The sequence below is a fragment of the Kitasatospora azatica KCTC 9699 genome (assembly GCF_000744785.1).
In the GTDB taxonomy this organism is placed as follows: Bacteria; Actinomycetota; Actinomycetes; order Streptomycetales; family Streptomycetaceae; genus Kitasatospora; species Kitasatospora azatica.
Genome location: NZ_JQMO01000003.1, coordinates 4,687,827 through 4,704,948, shown reverse-complemented (window position 1 = coordinate 4,704,948; position 17,122 = coordinate 4,687,827). Strand labels below are relative to the sequence as shown.

Sequence of the window (17,122 nt, the reverse complement as noted above, 5' to 3'; positions counted from 1 at the left end):
GCTTCACTGGGCGGCACCGTCCGCCAGCAGCGCCTCGGCCACCCTCTCCAGACCCACCGAACGGCTGGCCTTCACCAGCACCACGTCCCCTGGCCGCAGTTGACCGCGCAGCAGCTCGACCGCCGCGTCCGCGTCGGACACCAGCACCGACTCCTCACCCCACGAACCTTCGTTCCTCGCGCCCAGTTCCATGCAGGCCGCCTCGCGCCCTCCCACCGCCACCAGCTTGGTGACGTCGAGTCGCACCGCGAGCCGCCCGATGGCGTCGTGCTCGTCGAGGCTGTCCTCGCCGAGCTCCCGCATCTCGCCGAGCACCGCCCAGGTACGGCGGCGCTGCGGGCCGCGGCCGCCGATCGAGACCAGCGCGCGCAGCGCGGCCCGCATCGACTCCGGGTTCGCGTTGTACGCGTCGTTCACGACGGTGACCCCGTCGGCCCGCTCGACGACCTCCATGCGCCAGCGGGACAGCGCACCCGCCTCGCCGAGGGCGGCGGCGGTGTCGTCGACGGACAGTCCGAGCTCCATCGCCACCGCGGCGGCGGCGAGGGCGTTCGAGACGTGGTGCTCACCGTACAGGCGCAGTTGGACCGGCGCGGAACCGGCCAGGGTGGTCAACGTGAACGATGGACGGCCGGTGGAGTCCAGGCGAACGTCCTGTGCTCTCACGTGCGCCTCGCGGCTCTCCCCGAACAGCACCACCCGGGCCCGGGTGCGCTCGGCCATCGCCCTCACCAGCGGGTCGTCGGCGTTCAGCACCGCGACGCCGTCCTCCGGCAGCGACTCGACCAGCTCGCCCTTGGCCGCCGCGATGCCCTCCTTGGAGCCGAACTCGCCCAGGTGCGCGCTCCCCACGTTGAGCACCAGGCCGACCGAGGGGCGGGCCAGCGAGCAGAGGTAGGCGATGTCGCCCTTGTGCCGGGCCCCCATCTCCAGCACCAGGTGGCGGGTGGTCTCCTCGACCCGGGTGGCGGTCATCGGGAAGCCCAGCTCGTTGTTGAGCGAGCCCTCGGTGTACACGGTCGGGCCGAGCCGGCCGAGCAGCTGGGCGATCAGGTCCTTGGTGCTGGTCTTGCCGGCCGAGCCGGTCAGCGCCACCAGCCGGACCTGCTTGGCCCGCTCGGTCACCGCCTGGGCCAGCCGGCCCATCGCCTCCTGCACGTCGGCGACCAGCACCGCGGGCACCCCGACCGGGCGCTCGGCCAGCACCGCGACCGCACCGGCCCCGACCGCGCGCTCGGCGTAGTCGTGCCCGTCCACGTGCTCGCCGAGGAAGGCCGCGAACAGCCCACCCGGCACCACCTTGCGCGAGTCGATCGCCAGCGGCGCGGTCACCGCGGTCTGCGGGTCGGCGCCGCCCACCAGCTCACCGCCCGTCGCGGCGGCCACCTCGGCCAGGGTCAGTGCGATCACGGCTGCTGCACTCCTCGCTCGGGTGTGGTGTGCGTGATGGCGTCGCGCAGCACCTCCCGGTCGTCGAACGGACGGACCTCGCCCTTGACGTACTGGCCGAGCTCGTGACCCTTGCCGGCCACCAGCACGGTGTCCCCCGCGTGTGCGCGGGCGACCGCGAAGGCGATCGCCTCGGCCCGGTCCGGCACCACCAGCACGTCGCCGCGCTCGGTCTCCGGGACCTCCACCGCGCCGGAGAGCATGCTGGCCAGGATCGCCAGCGCGTCCTCGGAGCGCGGGTTGTCACTGGTCAGCACGGCGGTGTCGGCCAGCCGTGCGGCGCTCGCGCCCATCGGCGCGCGCTTGAACGGGTCGCGGTCGCCACCGCAGCCGACCACCACGTGCAGCCGGCCCTTGGTGACCTCGCGCAGCGACTCCAGCACGGCGTTCAGCGCGTCCGGCTTGTGCGCGTAGTCCACCACGGCCACGAAGGGCTGCCCGGCGTCCACCCGCTCCAGCCGGCCCGGCACGCCCGGCACGGCGGCCACGCCGGCCACCGCGTCGGCCAGCGGCAGGCCGGCGGTGACCAGGGCGGTGATCGCGGCCAGCGCGTTGGAGACGTTGAACGGGCCGGGCAGCGGGACGGCGGCGTCGGCCGACTGCCCGTCCGGGCCGAGCACCCGGAAGGTGGAGCCGATCGGGCCGAGCTGCACGTCCACCGCTCGCCAGTCGGCCTCGGCGGCGCCCTTGGCGGAGAAGGTGGTGACCGGGATCGCCGCCTCGCCGGCCAGCCGGCGGCCGTAGGCCTCGTCCAGGTTGACCACCGCGGCGCCGCTGCGGCCGGCCTCGAAGAGGCGCGCCTTGGCCCGGTAGTAGTCCTCCATGTCCGGGTGGAAGTCCAGGTGTTCGGGCGTCAGGTTGTTGAAGACCGCCACGTCGTACTGGACGCCGTCGGCCCGGCCGTAGACCAGGGCGTGGCTGGAGACCTCCATCACCACCGCGTCCGCGCCGCGCTCGCGCATCACCGCGAGGATCGCGTGCAGGTCGGTGGCCTCGGGGGTGGTGCGCTCGCTCTTGATCCGCTCGGCGCCGACCCGCATCTCAACGGTGCCGATCACCCCGGGCGTCCGGCCCGCTCCGCGCAGGCCGCCCTCGACCAGGTAGGAGGTGGTGGTCTTGCCGTTGGTGCCGGTGATGCCGATGGTCAGCAGCGCCCGCGAGGGGTCGCCGTAGATCCGGGCCGCCAGCGCGCCCATCCAGGCCCGCGGGTTCTCCACCACCAGCAGCGGCACGTCCAGCCCGGCCGCCTGCTCGGCGCCCGCCCGGTCGGTGAGCACGGCCACGGCGCCGGCCGCCACCGCCTGGCCGGCGAAGGCCGCGCCGTGGTGGTTGGCGCCGGCGAAGGCCACGTAGACGTCGCCCGGACGGACCGCGCGGGAGTCGTGCGTGATGCCCGTGACCAGGGTGCCCGGCCCGCCGTCGGGCACCGCCAGGCCGAGCAGTTCGGCCAGCTCGGCCAGCGGGGTGGGCGCCGCCGTGGTCGGGCGGGGAGGGCTCACACTGGTTTGGTCTGATTTCGGCACGGCGGGCAGGCTATCGGGCGTGGGGCTCCGGAAGCCAAGTGAGTCACCGCCGCTCCCTTGGGACGAGCGGGACGAGGCGGGGTCGGGTGTGATCGGGTTCACAACTCAGGGCTTCCACTCGACGGGCAGGTTGGGGGCCTGGCTGCCGCTCGGCGGCACCTGGAGGGTCTTCAGCGCGAACTCCATCACCTGCTTGAAGACCGGTCCGCAGAGCTGCCCGCCGAACTTGCCGTTGACCGGGTTCTGGATCACGCAGGAGACCGTCACCCGGGGGGCCTCGGCGGGCGCGAAGCCGATGAAGGAGGCGGTGTAGCCGGAGTACTTGCCGGTCTTCGGGTCCACCCGGTTGGCGGTGCCGGTCTTGCCGGCCACCCGGTAGCCCGGGATCTGCGCCGCGTTGCCGGTGCCCTGCTCGTCGGTGACCACCGACTCCAGCATCTCGCCGAGCGTCTTGGCGGTCTCCGGCTTGACCACCCGGGTCTGCGCGCCGGGCCCGGCCGGGGTGAAGCGGCCGTCCGGCGCGGTGGTGCCGGCCAGCAGGCTGGGCGCCACCCGGACCCCGCCGTTGGCGATGGTGGAGAAGACCGAGGTGGCCTGCAGCGCGTTGACCGACAGGCCCTGGCCGAACGGGATGGTGAACTGCTGCGAGATGTCCCAGTTCGCCGGCTTGGCCAGCAGGCCCTGGGTCTCGCCGGGGAAGCCGAGGCCGGTCGGCTGGCCGATGCCGAACTTCTGCAGGTAGCCGTTGAGGATCCGGTTCGACTCCGGCTGGTCCTTGCCCAGGTGCTCGGCGGCCTCGATGGTGCCGATGTTGGAGGACTTGGCGAGCACCCCGGCCAGCGTCAGGTACCAGGTGTCGTGCGGGACGTCGTCGTGGAAGACGTGGTCACCGCGCTGCAGGGTGCCGGGGACGGTGACGTGGGTGTCTGCGCCGGCGGTGCCGGTGTCCAGCACGGCGGCCATGGTCATCAGCTTGGCGGTGGAGCCCGGTTCGTAGGCGTCCTGCAGGGCCGGGTTGCCGAGCTGCTCGGGCTTGGCGCTGTTCAGGTCGTTCGGGTTGAAGCCGGGCGAGGTGGCCATGGCCAGGATCTGACCGGTCTTCACGTCCTGGACGACCACATAGCCCTTCTCCGCGGCCGCGGCGGCCACCTGGTCGGTGATGGCCCGTTGGGCGGCCCACTGGATGTCCCGGTTGAGCGTCAGCCGGACGTCGCTGCCGGGCACCGCGTCCTGCTGGGTGCCGCCGCCGGTGGGGATCGGCTGGCCGCCGGAGACCGCGGACACCCGGTGGCCGTCCTGGCCGGCCAGCAGCTTCTGGTATTGCAGCTCCAGGCCGCCGGCCCCGGCGCCCTCGCCGTTGACGAAGCCGACCAGGTTGGCCGCCAGGCCGTCGGCCGGGTAGACCCGGGTGGTGGTGGGCTTGTCGAAGACGCCCTCCAGCGGGTTGACGCAGGCGTTGTCGACGGTGGTCCGCCCGCCCTGTTCGGCGGACTTGCCGAGCAGCGTCTTCTGGGCCCGGCAGACCTTGGTGTCGACCTTCTTGGTCAGCGCGGCGCGCAGGTCGATGATCTGGTTGCGGGTCTGCGGGCTCTGCCGGGCGGCCAGCGTCAGGCCGCGGGTCTTGGGGGTGCGCAGCTTGGCGACCACCTTGTCGCGCGGCATGTTGAGGATCGGCACCAGCAGGTCGGCGGCCTGCTCGGGGCCGTCGGGAACGTGCAGTGCCTCGGGCGCGAACATGGTCGGGTCGACGGTGATGTCGTAGGCGTCCACCGAGGCGGCCAGCGACACGCCGTCGGCCGTCGTTATCGAGCCGCGCGCGGCGGGCAGCGTGACGTCCACGTACTTGTAGGTGCTGGCGTCGGCGGCGAGCGGGCCGGAGTCCAGCAGCTGGAGCTGCACCAGTCGGCCGGCGAAGACCGAGAAGACCACGGCCATCACCACGGTCACCGAGCGCAGCCGGCGCTTGGGGTCGGCGAGCTTGAGGCGGCGCGGCTGCGGGCGGGCCGGCGGGCGGCGCTTGACCGGCGGCCGTCCCGAGCGGTCCGGGCGGGCGGCCTGCCCTGCCTTCACGGACTGCCCGGGCCTCGCGGACTGCCCGGCCTTCGCGGGCTGGCCGGGCTGCGCGGGTTTGCGCGGGCGCTGCGACTCCCGTTGGGGTTCCCGCTGCGACTCCCGTTGCGGTGCGCGCTCGCCGGCCGGGCGAGCCGACCGCCGCGGGTCGCGCTCCCCCGCGACCCGGCGCTGCTGCGGTGCCGCGGGCCGCTCCCGGCGCTCGCCCGGGGTGCGCGGGCGACGAGGCTCGGTCATCGCCCGCCTCCGCTGCTCGGGCTCACCGGGTCCACCCGCAGCGCGCCCTCGCCACTGGCCGCCGGGTCGGGTGCGGTCGGCGCGGCCGCGGACGGCGAGGCGGCCGGGGCGGGCGCGGGCGCCGCCGAGGGCGCGGGCTGCGCGGTGGTCGGCCACAGGTCGGCGCCCGAGCGCTTCACCGGCGGGCTGTCCTTGGCGGGCCCGGGCGAGCCGAGCACCGTGCCGTCGTCCTGCAGGAAGGCCGGGTCGCCGCCGGGCACCATGCCGAGCTGGCGGGCGCTCTTCTCCAGCGCGTCCGGCGCCGCGTCGTGGTCGATCTGCTGCTGCAGGCCCTGCTGCTGGTCGGTCAGCACGGTGGTCTGCTTCTGCACCTTGGTCAGCTCGATGGCGCCCTCGTTGAGCGCGGTGTTGAGCATCAGCAGGCCGAGCAGTCCGCCGGCCAGCAGCAGCACCACCAGCACCGCGAACGGGGTCCGCCCGCGCCCGGCGCCGCGCGGCGGCCGTCCGGGCCGCACGGTGATCCGTGCCCGCCCCAGCTGCCCGGGCAGCAGCCTGCCCGGCTGGATGCCTGCACCGCCCGACTGCACCATGCTCTCCCTGTTTCCCCGCACGCCGTCGCCCGCCGTCGCCCCCCGCTCGGGCCAGTGCGCGACCCCGGGTGCCCTACCTGTTTTTGGCGGCTCTGATCCTCTCCGCCACCCGCAGCCGCACGGGTGCGGCGCGCCGGTTCTCCTCGATCTCCGCCTCGGTGGCCAGTTCGGCGCCTCGGGTGATCAGCTTCAACCAGGGCTGGTGCTCCTCCGGGATGAACGGCAGCCCGGGCGGCGCGGTGCTGGTCGCACCGGCCGCGAAGTACTGCTTCACCAGGCGGTCCTCCAGCGACTGGTAGGACATCACGGCGATCCGGCCGCCCAGCGCGAGCACCTCGAGGGCGTTCGGGATGGCCCGGTCGAGCACCTCCAGTTCGCCGTTGACCTCGATCCGCAGCGCCTGGAAGGTCCGCTTGGCCGGGTTGCCGCCGGTGCGCCGGGTCGCCGCCGGGATCGCGTTTCGCACCAGATCGACCAGACGCGCGCTGTTGCTGAACGGTTCCTTCTCGCGCTCCCGCAGGATCACCGAGGCGATCTTGCCGGCGAACCGCTCCTCGCCGTAGACCTTGAGGATCCGGGCCAGGTCGCCGTGGCTGTAGGTGTTCAGCACCTCGGCCGCGCTGAGTCCGCGGGTCTGGTCCATCCGCATGTCCAGCGGCGCGTCCTGGGCGTACGCGAAACCGCGCTCGGCCTCGTCCAGCTGCATCGAGGAGACGCCGAGGTCGAAGAGCAGGCCCTGCACCTCGCGGATGCCGAGCTCGGCCAGCACCTCGGGGATCTCGTCGTACACCGCGTGCACCAGGGTGGCCCGGTCGCCGAACGGGGCCAGCCGCTCGCCGGACAGCCGCAGCGCCACCGGGTCGCGGTCCACCGCGACCAGCCGGACCTCGGGGAACTGGGTGAGCAGCGCCTCGCTGTGTCCGCCCAGGCCCAGGGTGGCGTCGACCACCACCGCGCCGGGCACCGAGATCGCGGGGGCCAGGGCGTCCATGCAGCGTTGCAGCATGACCGGGACGTGCTTGGGTTCCGGACTGCCAGTGGCCATGCGCGCGGGCGCCTTTCTGTCGAAAGCGAGGGTGTCTCGGAGCTGGGTGATCCCACCATTCTCACGCACCTCGCCGCCGCCCCACGCCACCCGTGGTCCCCGCCCGCTCGCTGGGGAAGGAGCGCGGCCGCCCGGCGCCGGGGAAGGTGCGCCAGGTGGCACGGAGCGGGAGGAGGCCGCGGGCTGCGTACGGACCGTCAGACTACCGCCCGCGCCCACGCCGGCCTGCGGCGCCACGCGCGCCCTATGTGCTCCATCACACCGGCCCCTGACCTGGGCCGCGAAGCCCCCACCGGCCGTCAATTCCTACTAACGTCGTACCTATGACTGACGCTTCGGACACCGAGACGATCATCGACCGGTTCGTCGCCGCCAACCGCAAGTACGCCGTCACCTTCCGTGACGGCGGAATGGACGCCCGCCCGGTCCAAAACGTCACCATCGTGGCCTGCATGGACGCCCGGCTCGACCTGTTCGCCGCGCTGGGGCTGGAACTCGGCGACGCGCACGTCATCCGCAACGCCGGCGGCGTGGTCACCGACGACACCATCCGCTCCCTGACGATCAGCCAGCGCGCCCTGGGCACCCGGTCGATCGCGCTGATCCACCACACCGGCTGCGGCCTGCTCGGGCTCACCGAGGACTTCCGCCGCGAGCTGGAGCTGGAGGTCGGCCAGCGCCCGCAGTGGGCCGTGGAGTCCTTCGTCGACCTGGACGGCGACGTCCGGCAGTCGATGCAGCGGGTCCGCACCTCCCCCTTCCTGCCGCACACGGACGATGTCCGTGGCTTCGTCTTCGACGTGCACACCGGTCTGCTCCGCGAGATCTTCTGACCAGGGCCTGCACACCTCGCTCCTTCGGGTGACTTTCAACCGTGGCTCAGGGAAGAATGCGCCCTACGGTCGGATCCGGACAGGCGGACCGGCGCGAGGAGGGGCGAGGAGCGGACGGGTGACGACCTACAACGAGCAGACCGGTCTCGACAGGCGCGGGGGCGACCCGCGGTCGAGTGCACCGGCCCTGGGGGGTTCGATGGGTCCGGTGGGTCTGCCCGAGCTGAACGCGGTCATCGACCGGGTTCGCGCCTCGGTGGAGAGCGTGATCGAGGGCAAGCCGGAAGCGGTCCGGCTTGCCCTGACCGTGATGCTGGCCGAGGGCCATCTGCTGCTGGAGGACGTCCCAGGCGTCGGCAAGACGATGCTGGCCAAGGCGCTCGCCAGATCGGTGGACTGCACGGTCCGCCGGATCCAGTTCACCCCCGACCTGCTGCCCTCCGACGTGACCGGCACCAACGTCTTCGACCAGCAGCGGATGGACTTCGAGTTCCGTCCCGGCGCGATCTTCGCGCAGATCGTGGTCGGCGACGAGATCAACCGGGCCTCGCCCAAGACCCAGTCCGCGCTGCTGGAGTCGATGGCCGAACGTCAGGTCACCATCGACGGCACCACCTACGAGCTGCCGTCGCCGTTCATGGTGGTGGCCACCCAGAACCCGGTGGAGATGGAGGGCACCTACCCGCTGCCCGAGGCCCAGCGGGACCGCTTCATGGCCCGGATCTCGATCGGCTACCCCAGCCCCGAGGCAGAGCTGGCGATGCTCGACGTGCACGGCGGCGCCTCCCCGCTGGACGACCTGCAGCCGGTCGCGCACGCCGCCGACATCCTCAAGCTGATCGAACTGGTGCGCACCGTGCACGTGGCCGACAGCGTCCGCCGCTACGCGGTCGACCTGGTCACCGCCACCCGCAACTCCCCCGAGCTGCGCCTCGGCGCCTCGCCCCGCGCCACCCTGCACCTGATCCGGGCCGCCCGCGCCGCCGCCGCCCTGGAGGGCCGCGACTACGTGGTCCCCGACGACATCCAGGCGCTGGCCGTGCCGATCCTGGCGCACCGCCTGCTGCCCACCGCGGAGGCCCAGCTCAGCCGCCGCGGCGCCGAGCAGATCGTGCTGGAGCTGGTGCACCGCCTGCCTGTCCCGCAGGGCCGCTGAGGTGGCCTCGGACAGCGACCCGGCCGCCGGTTGGCGGACCGGTCTGCGCGGCCTGACCACCCGCGGCCGCTCCTTCGTCGCCGCCGGGCTGACCGCGGTGCTCTGCTCCTTCCTGCTGGGCCAGACCGCCCTGCTGCGGGTCGGCGTCCTGCTGGTGGCGCTGCCGCTGGTGGCCGCCGCGCTGCTGCTGCGCACCCGCTACCGGGTGGCCAGCGGGCGCCGGCTCAGCCCGCACCGGGTGCCGGCCGGCCAGGAGGCCCGGGTGCACCTGCGGGTGGACAACATCTCCCGGGCGCTCACCGGCCTGCTGATGCTGGAGGACAAGGTCCCGTACCTGCTCGGCCCGCGGCCCCGGTTCGTCCTGGACCGGGTCGAGCCGCGCGGCTTTCGCGAGGTCTCCTACCGGGTCCGCTCCGACCTGCGCGGGCGCTACCTGCTGGGCCCGCTGCAGCTGCGGCTGACCGACGCGTTCGGGATGTGCGAGCTGACCCGCGCGTTCAACTCCGCCGACACCCTCACCGTGGTGCCGCTGGTGCAGCCGCTGCCGACGGTCAAGCTGGCCGGCGAGTGGGCCGGCTACGGCGACAGCGCCTCGCGCGCGGTTGCGCTGGCCGGTGAGGACGACACCGTGCCGCGCGAGTACCGGCACGGCGACGACCTGCGCCGGGTGCACTGGAAGTCCACCGCGAAGTACGGCGAGCTGATGGTCCGCCGCGAGGAGCAGCCGCTGCGCGCCCGCGCCACCGTGCTGCTGGACACCCGCGAGGTCGGGCACCGCGGCAGCGGCCCGGCCTCCTCCTTCGAGTGGGCGGTCAGCTGCGCCGCCTCGATCGGCAGCCACCTGCTGGAACGCGGCTACCGGACCCGGCTGCTGACCGACAGCGGCACCCAGGTGCCGCAGACCTCCACCGGCGGCACCGGCGGCTCGGTCAGCGAGTCGATCGGCCTGCTGCTGGACGCGCTCGCCGTGGTGCAGCACTCCAGCGGCGGCGGGCTGGCCCGCGCCGAGGAGGTGCTGCGGCTGGGCGGCGAGGGCCTGGTGGTGGCGATCCTCGGCAGCCTGGACGACGAGCAGGCGGCCAGCCTGGGCCGGCTGCGCCGCCGGGCCGGCGCGGCCGTCGCCATCGTGCTGGACACCGGCACCTGGGCCGGCCTGCGCCAGGTCTTCCCCGGCGCCTCCGACCCCGCCGGCGAGCGCCAGCTGCGGCTGCTGCGCGAGGCCGGCTGGACGGTGCTGTCGGCCCGGGCCGGCGACTCCGTCCCGGAGCTGTGGCGGATGGCCGACGTGCATGCCCAGGCGAGCGGCCCCGTGGGCGGCGCCTCGGGCGCTTCGCTGCGGAAGGAGGCGAGCGCATGACCACGCGCGCGCGACTGACGGTCTACGCGGCCCTGGCCACCGCGCTGGCCATGATGGGTCTGTCCCCCCTGCTGCGGCCGTCCGGCTGGATCCTGCCCGCCTGCCTGCAGATCACCGTCGTCGCCCTGGTCGGCGCCGGGCTGCGCCGGCTGTCGATCGCCCGGCCGCTGGTGCCGCCGACCCAGCTGGTGGTGGTGCTCTACCTGCTGATCTTCGGCTCGGTCCGGACCTCGCTGAGCTTCGGCCTGCTGCCGGGCCCGCAGGCGCTGCGGGACTTCGGTCAACTGCTGAACGGCGCTCTGGACGACATCCACAACTACGCCATCCCCGCGCCCGCCACCGCGAGCCTGCGGCTGGTGCTGGTCGGCTCGGTGGCGCTGGTCGCGATCGTGGTGGACGCCCTCGCGGTGACCTACCGGCGGGCCGCGCTGGCCGGCCTTCCGCTGCTCGCCCTGTACTCGGTGGGCACCGGGCTGGCCGGCAGCGACAACGGCGCGCTCTGGCTCTGGTTCCTGCTGGCCGGTGCCGGCTACCTGATGCTGCTCTTCGCCGAGGGCCGCGACCGGCTCTCCCGCTGGGGCCGGGTCTTCCGCGGCAACGGCGCCGGCGCCAACCGCGGCGACCTGTCCACCGGCGGGCACCTGATCGGCATCCTGGCCCTGAGCTGCGCCGTGGTGCTGGGCGGGCTGGCGCCGGCCTGGGACGGCCTGAACCTGGTCAACGGCGGCTTCGGCGACGGCGGCGGGGGCGGGCGCGGCGGCGGCATCAGCGCGCTCAACCCGGTGGTCTCGCTGACCGACGGGCTGCGCCGCCCGGAGAACCAGGTCCTGATCACCTACACCGGCGACGACCCGGCGCTGAAGACCACGTACCTGCGCACCACCGCGCTGGACGAGTTCAACGGCGTCGAGTGGAAGCCCGGCAGCCAGAGCACCCAGCCGCTGTCCAACCCGCTGCCGTACCCCGACGGGCCGTCCGACGCGATCAGCTCGCCCGGCATGACCACCCGGATCGCGATCTCCAACGGCCTCAGCTCGCAGTGGCTGCCGATGCCCTTCCCGGCGCGGCAGGCCGAGCTGAAGGGCGACTGGCGGTTCGAGCCGGAGACCGGCTCGGTGATCGGTGCCCAGGGCCAGAAGGCCGGCGGGATGCGGTACACGGTGACCTCGCTGAACGTCGACCCGACCGCCGACCAGCTGCGCCGGGCCGGGCCGGTGCCCCCGCCGATCCTCGAGAAGTACACCAAGGTGCCGGCCAACCTGCCGTCCGTGGTCAGGGAGACCGCGCTCAAGGTCACCGCCGGTCACCCGACCGTCTACGACAAGGCCGTCGCGCTGCAGGACTGGTTCACCACCACCGGTGGCTTCCTCTACAGCCCCTCGGTGGACCCGGGCACCGGGCCGGACGCGATCGCCAAGTTCCTGCAGGACAAGCGGGGCTTCTGCGTGCACTTCGCCGCCACCTACGCGGCGATGGCCCGCGAGCTGGGCATCCCGGCCCGGGTCGCGGTCGGCTTCGCGCCCGGCGACGACCTGGGCGACGGCAACTACCAGGTCGGCAGCAAGGACTACCACGCCTGGCCGGAGCTGTACTTCGCGGGCGCCGGCTGGCTGCGCTTCGAACCGACCCCGAGCCGGGGCACCACCCCGGACTACGGCGGCACGGCCGTCGCGCCCACCCCGACGGCCACCGCGATGCCCAGCGCGACACCGACCGACCAGGGCAGCTCCCAGCCCTCGGCCGACACCAGCTGCGCGCCGATCCTGCGCCGCCAGGGCGGCTGCGCCGACCAGCAGCAGGACGCCCCGGTGGCGGTCGCACCGGTCAGCAGCGGGACCTCCTGGCAGCTGCTGGCGGTCCTCGCGGCGGCCGGCCTGGTGCTGCTCCTGCTGCTGTCGCCGATGGCCTGGCGGTGGCGGCTGCGCCGGCGCCGGCTGGGCGGCGGGCGGCGGCGGCCCGGCGGTCCCGGCGGCGGTGAGCTGACCGAGGCCCAGGTGCTGGCCGCCTGGCAGGAGCTGATCGACACCGCCTGGGACCTCGGCATCCCGCCGGACGAGGCGCTCAGCCCGCGGCACACGGTGCGCCGGATCAGCGAGGCGGGCGCGCTGGACGAGCGGGGGCGGGCCGCCGTCGGGCGGGTCGCACTGGCCACCGAGCGGGTGCTGTACGCCCGCGAGGCCGGGCCCACGGCGCCGCTGGGGCCCGATCTGCGCACCGCCCGGGACGGGCTGCGGGCCTCGGCCAAGCGCGGGCAGCGGCTGCGCGCGGTGCTGCTGCCGCCCTCCACGGTGCGGCTGGCCTGGCGGACCGGGGACGCGGTGCGCGGCCTGCGGCACCGGATCGGCGCGGCGCTGCGCCGGGCGGGCGAGCGGCTGACCGGGCCGCTGCGCCGGGCCGGCCGAGGACTGCGCCGCTAGGGCCCTGGGCCCGGGCCGGGACAAGCGAGTGGGCGGGTGATCCGAGGATCACCCGCCCACGTGCGGTCTCAGCGGCAATACGGTTTCGGGGCGGGCTATAGCCCGTCGTGCTCGTCCCGGCGGCGCTGCCAGCGCTGTTCCATCCGGTCCATCACGCCCGCCTTGCGGCGGGCCGGCGGGGCGCTGCGCGGTCCGTTGCCCGGGCCGACGGCCGGATGCCGACGCCAGCCGGCCACCGCGACCACGGCGCAGCCCAGCATCACCAGGAAGCCGACCACGCTCAGCCAAATGAACTTGGGCTGCGCGATCATGCCTCCCATCAGGAGGCCGACTCCCAGCACGAATCCCGCCGCCGCCAGGTACACCCGTCGACGGGTGTAGGTGCGCAGCCCGGTTCCCTCAAGCGCCGTCGCGAACTTGGGATCTTCGGCGTACAGCGCTCGCTCCATCTGATCGAGCAGTCGCTGCTCGTGCTCCGAGAGCGGCACGGAGTCCTCCTACTCGTCGGTCGCGGGGCGACCGGTCCGCCACCTGGCCTTGTCGTGGTCCATATGCCCCATGCGTCTGGCCGTCATGCGTTCTGGCTTTACCCAGATCATACGGTCCGTCGGCCGGATCCGGAGGGGGAGACGATCGGTCGTGTCCGCCACATTTCGCCCCGCTCCGCACCGGTTGAAACGCGCTGGCGGGCCAGGAAGTGCCCGGCGACCGCGCACCGGGTCCGCGGGCGGCTCAGGCGAGTGCGGCGAGCAGGTGAAGCTGCGTGGCGACGGCGTGGAAGGCGGGCTGCGAGGCGGCCGCTTCCTCCAGCTTCAGCAGCGCCTCCATGGCACCCGGCTCGGTGTCCACCAGGACTCCGGGGACCAGGTCGGCGAAGACCCGCACACCGTGCACGGACTCCACCCGCAGCCCGGCGTCGTCGGCCAGCCCGTGCAGTTCCTCGGCGGTGAAGCGGCGCGGCATCGGGTCCCCGACGCCCCAGCGGCCGTCGGGGGCGTCCAGCACGGTGCGGGCCTCGTCGAAGTGGCCGGCCAGCGCGCGGGCCAGCACGGCGCCGTTGCGGTTGGCGGCGAGCAGGCTGACCAGGCCGCCCTTGTGCAGGGTGGCGGTGAGGTGGCCGAGCGCCTCGGCCGGGTCGTCGACGACCTCCAGCACGCCGTGGCAGAGCACCGCGTCCACCGAGGCGGGGGCGATCAGCTCGGGCAGCGTCTGGGTGTCGCCCTGGACGGCGCGGACCAGCTCGGTCACCCCGGCTTCGGCGGCCCGGCGCTCCAGCGCGAAGAGCGCGTCCGGGCTGGGGTCGACCACGGTCACCCGGTGGCCGAGGCGGGCCACCGGGACGGCGAAGTTGCCGGTGCCGCCGCCGGTGTCCAGCACGTCCAGCACCGGCTGGTCCAGCTCGGCGGCCCGGCGCTCCAGCGCCGCACGGACCACCTCCCACACCACGGCGGTACGCAGGGCGCTGCGGGGACGCGTCGGGTACAAGGCTGGGCTCCTCGGCAGGCGGGCGGGGCAGGTCGGGTGGGACTACTCCACCCTATTGCCTCCCAGCTGCAGCACTCGCTCGACCAGGCGCAGGAAGAGCGCGGTGTTCCGGATCAGGTCGTCGGCGTCCCGGGCCGAGGCGGCGCCGGTCACCCCGGCCTCGGCAGCCGCCCGCTTGCGCGCGCCGGCCGCGAAGTAGACGGCCCACTCGGCGAGTTCGGGGGCCACCTCGGGCAGCACCTCCCAGGCGCTGCGGATCGCCTTGCGCCGGCGCGGGTTCTTCTCCGGCCGGCCGCGCACCGCCAGCACGGCAGCCGTGGTGCGCAGCGCGGCCAGGTGCGCGGTGGCGTACCGCTCCAACGGGTCCTCGGCGGCGTCGGCCGCGAGCAGGGTGCGCTGTGCCTGGTCCAGCAGGTCGCGGCCGGCGGGTGGTGCACCGGCCTTGAGCAGCACCGGGTGGACGTCGACGGAGCGCAGCGGGATCGAGTTCGGGAGGTCGGTGACGGTCATGGTCGGTACTCCCCCAAATATCCGGAGCGGGCAGCCGGGCCGATCTGACCCGTCTGCCCCCATGCTCACCGCCGCCACTGACAATTCAGTCGGCCAGTGCCGCCAGGGTGGTGCGCAGCCAACCGAGTTCGGCCTTGCTGGTGGCCCGGGCGATCAGCAGCAGACCCTGCCGGAACGGATCGGTGAGCTCCTCCGCGGCGATCGGGCGGTCGCCCTCTGGGTGGAGCTGCCCGGCGTCGAACCGGTGCGGGTCTTCCTGCACGGGCTGGGCGCCAGCTCCCCCGCGTACTTCGCCGCCACCGCCGCCCATCCGCTGCTGGCCGGGCACCGCTCGTTCCTGGTCGACCTGCTCGGGTTCGGGATCAGCGACCGGCCCACCGGGTTCCCGTACACGCTGGAGGCGCACGCGGACGCGGTGGCGGCGGCGCTGCGCGCGGCCGGGGTGACCGGCGTGCAGCTGGTCGGGCACAGCATGGGCGGGGCGGTGGCGATCGTGCTGGCGTCCCGGCACCCGGAGCTGGTGGCGAGGCTGGTGCTGGCCGACGCCAACCTGGACCCGGTCGCCCCGGCCCGGCGGCCCGGCAGCAGCGGGCTCGCCACCTACACCGAGCAGGAGTTCCTGGCCGGCGGCTGGCGCGAGGTGCGCGAGGCGGTCGGCCCGCACTGGTGGTCCACCATGCGGCTGGCCGGTCGGACCGCGCTGCACCGCAGCGCCGTCGAGCTGGGCCGCAGCAGCACCCGGGAACGCCTGCTGGCCCTGGACATCCCCCGCACCTTCCTGCACCCGGCAGACGAGGAGCCCCCGCTCCCCGGCACCGCCGTGCGCCAGGTCGCGATCCCGGACGCGGGCCACAACCTGATGCTGGACAACCCGGACGCCTTCGCGGCAGCCCTGGCCGAGGCGTTCCACCCCGGGGTCCGACGCGGGTCGGTCCAAGGCCGGTCGGTCTAAGATCACCCCTCATGGCACGGATCGTCATCATCGGAGCGGGTATCAGCGGCCTGGCCGCGGCGGCGCGGCTGGCGACGCTGGGGCATCGGGTGACGGTCTGTGAGGCGGGGCCGACCTACGGGGGGATGCTCGGGCAGTACCGGCGGGACGGGTTCGCCTTCGACACCGGCCCGACGCTGCTCACGCTGCCGGCCGTCTACCGTGACCTGGCACTGAAGACCGGCCGCGAGCCGCTGGAGCAGCTGGTCGAGCTGGCCCCGGCGGACCCGGAGAGCCGGCACCTGTTCGCCGACGGCACCGTGCTGACCCTCCCCAACGCCTCCCGCGGCGGCGTCGCGCAGGCCCTGGACGCCGCCCTCGGGGCCGGTGCCGGCGAGCGCTGGGCAGCGGTGATGAACCGCGGCCGGGCGGTCTGGGAGGCCACCCGCCGCCCGCTGCTCGAGGAACCGCTGCCCACCGGGCCCGGCGCGCTGGCCGCGCTGCGGACCGACCCGTACCCGGCGGCCCCCCGACGCGGCCTGGCCCGCCTGCGCGGCGGCGGCGCCCCGACCCTGGACCAGGTGGCGGCGCGCGAGCTCGGCGCCGATCCGGCGCTGACCGCGCTGCTCACCGAGTACGCGCTGCGCTTCGGCTTCGACTCGCGCGCAACCCCCGCCGGGGCGACGGTGATCCCGTACATGGAGCAGACCTTCGGTGTCTGGTCGGTCAGGGGCGGGATGCGGGCCCTGGCCGAGGCCTTCTACCGGCGCTGCGAGCAGCGTGGGGTGGAGTTCCGCTTCGACACCCCGATCGACGACACCTCGCTCGACGACGCTTCGATCGACGACGCTTCGATCGACGAAGCCTCGCTCGATCCGTCGGCCAGCCAGGCGCCGGAGGCCGACCTGGTGCTGCGGCCCGGGACGGGCGAGGCGACGGTGCCGGGCCGGTTCAGTGTGCTGCTCGCGCTGCGCGGCGCCCGGCCGCCCGGGACCGCGCAGCGCACCGTGCTGCACGCCGCCGACCGGGCCGCCGAGCTGGACGCGCTGTTCGGCGCCACCGCCCGGCTCTGCGAGCGGCCGACCGTCCAGGTCCTGCGTCCTGACGATCCGTCACTTCTCCCGGACCAGGAGCACGAGGCGGTCACCCTGACGGTCACCGTCCCCTCCCGGGCCCGCTTCGACTGGACGGCCCCGGGCGTCGCGGCGGCCTTCGCGGACCGGCTGCTGGCCCAGGCGGACGCGGCGGGGCTCGGACTGAGCGAGCGCTTGCTCTGGCGGATGGTGCGGACCCCCGTGGACACCGAGCGGGAGACTCTCGCGCCGGGCGGTGCGGTGCCGCGCCCGGCACTGGCGGGGGCCGACGGGTCGTACCTGCAGCCGGCCAACGCGGGCGGGATCGCGGGCCAGTACCTGGTGGGCGGCGCGGCGCACCCCGGCGGCGGCGTGGCGCGCGCGGGGATGTCGGCCTGCGTGGTGGCGGGGCTGATCGGGCCGGCCTGAGCTGCGGCCTCGCGCGG

Annotated in this window: 15 protein-coding genes; 6 read left to right on the top strand and 9 right to left on the bottom strand. The window is 74.4% G+C overall.

Annotated elements, in window-relative coordinates; all coding sequences use genetic code 11:
• Positions 1-3 precede the first annotated feature (3 nt).
• From BR98_RS31585 to rsmH, 5 genes are all read right to left on the bottom strand, one after another.
• On the bottom strand, positions 4-1,410 hold the full coding sequence (locus tag BR98_RS31585; RefSeq protein WP_035850215.1) for a UDP-N-acetylmuramoyl-tripeptide--D-alanyl-D-alanine ligase: 1,407 nt from the start codon (positions 1,408-1,410) through the stop codon (positions 4-6).
• Positions 1,407-3,074: a UDP-N-acetylmuramoyl-L-alanyl-D-glutamate--2,6-diaminopimelate ligase gene (locus BR98_RS31580; protein WP_407639517.1), complete on the bottom strand. Its 1,668-nt coding sequence runs from the start codon at positions 3,072-3,074 to the stop codon at positions 1,407-1,409. Before BR98_RS31580 ends, BR98_RS31585 begins: the two co-directional genes overlap by 4 nt.
• Positions 3,075-3,077: 3 nt before the next feature.
• Positions 3,078-5,279, bottom strand: coding sequence for a peptidoglycan D,D-transpeptidase FtsI family protein (locus tag BR98_RS31575; protein WP_083977721.1), 2,202 nt, complete (start codon positions 5,277-5,279; stop codon positions 3,078-3,080).
• Complete coding sequence (locus BR98_RS39820; RefSeq protein WP_051970549.1) at positions 5,276-5,869, bottom strand: hypothetical protein; 594 nt, start codon at positions 5,867-5,869, stop codon at positions 5,276-5,278. Before BR98_RS39820 ends, BR98_RS31575 begins: the two co-directional genes overlap by 4 nt.
• Positions 5,870-5,942: 73 nt before the next feature.
• A complete protein-coding gene (gene rsmH / locus BR98_RS31565) occupies positions 5,943-6,914 on the bottom strand; it encodes a 16S rRNA (cytosine(1402)-N(4))-methyltransferase RsmH (protein WP_035850211.1) in 972 nt (323 codons plus the stop codon).
• 323 nt (positions 6,915-7,237) lie between these two features.
• Here rsmH and BR98_RS31560 point away from each other — a divergent pair, with 323 nt between their 5' ends.
• From BR98_RS31560 to BR98_RS31545, 4 genes are all read left to right on the top strand, one after another.
• On the top strand, positions 7,238-7,747 hold the full coding sequence (locus BR98_RS31560) for a beta-class carbonic anhydrase (RefSeq protein WP_035850209.1): 510 nt from the start codon (positions 7,238-7,240) through the stop codon (positions 7,745-7,747).
• Positions 7,748-7,946: 199 nt separating this feature from the next.
• Positions 7,947-8,903 carry an AAA family ATPase gene (locus BR98_RS31555; protein ID WP_051971232.1) on the top strand — a complete coding sequence of 319 codons (957 nt, stop codon included), beginning with the start codon at positions 7,947-7,949 and terminating at the stop codon, positions 8,901-8,903.
• A gap of 1 nt (position 8,904) precedes the next feature.
• Positions 8,905-10,260, top strand: a complete 1,356-nt coding sequence (locus BR98_RS31550) for a DUF58 domain-containing protein (RefSeq protein WP_035850207.1) — start codon at positions 8,905-8,907, stop codon at positions 10,258-10,260.
• Positions 10,257-12,677: a transglutaminase family protein gene (locus BR98_RS31545; RefSeq protein WP_035850205.1), complete on the top strand. Its 2,421-nt coding sequence runs from the start codon at positions 10,257-10,259 to the stop codon at positions 12,675-12,677. The genes BR98_RS31550 and BR98_RS31545 overlap by 4 nt, the downstream gene beginning before the upstream one ends.
• A 95-nt stretch (positions 12,678-12,772) precedes the next feature.
• On the opposite strand, the gene BR98_RS31540 is transcribed toward BR98_RS31545, so the two are convergent.
• The 4 genes from BR98_RS31540 to BR98_RS41720 all read right to left on the bottom strand — a co-directional run bounded on the left by BR98_RS31540 (position 12,773) and on the right by BR98_RS41720 (position 14,934).
• Positions 12,773-13,165: a DUF3040 domain-containing protein gene (locus tag BR98_RS31540; RefSeq protein ID WP_035850203.1), complete on the bottom strand. Its 393-nt coding sequence runs from the start codon at positions 13,163-13,165 to the stop codon at positions 12,773-12,775.
• A 244-nt stretch (positions 13,166-13,409) separates the two neighbouring features.
• Positions 13,410-14,162 (bottom strand): methyltransferase domain-containing protein, encoded by a 753-nt coding sequence (locus BR98_RS31535; RefSeq protein WP_035850201.1) that lies wholly within the window; start codon positions 14,160-14,162, stop codon positions 13,410-13,412.
• A 42-nt stretch (positions 14,163-14,204) separates the two neighbouring features.
• Positions 14,205-14,672 (bottom strand): SAV_6107 family HEPN domain-containing protein, encoded by a 468-nt coding sequence (locus BR98_RS31530; protein WP_051970545.1) that lies wholly within the window; start codon positions 14,670-14,672, stop codon positions 14,205-14,207.
• Between the two features lie 85 nt (positions 14,673-14,757).
• Complete coding sequence (locus tag BR98_RS41720) at positions 14,758-14,934, bottom strand: hypothetical protein (RefSeq protein ID WP_407639516.1); 177 nt, start codon at positions 14,932-14,934, stop codon at positions 14,758-14,760.
• On the opposite strand from BR98_RS41720, the gene BR98_RS31525 reads away from it, so the two are divergent.
• Positions 14,917-15,624: an alpha/beta fold hydrolase gene (locus tag BR98_RS31525; RefSeq protein ID WP_324606696.1), complete on the top strand. Its 708-nt coding sequence runs from the start codon at positions 14,917-14,919 to the stop codon at positions 15,622-15,624. The genes BR98_RS41720 and BR98_RS31525 overlap by 18 nt on opposite strands.
• Positions 15,625-15,635: 11 nt before the next feature.
• Positions 15,636-17,105: a phytoene desaturase family protein gene (locus BR98_RS31520; protein ID WP_035850199.1), complete on the top strand. Its 1,470-nt coding sequence runs from the start codon at positions 15,636-15,638 to the stop codon at positions 17,103-17,105.
• Positions 17,106-17,122: the final 17 nt, after the last annotated feature.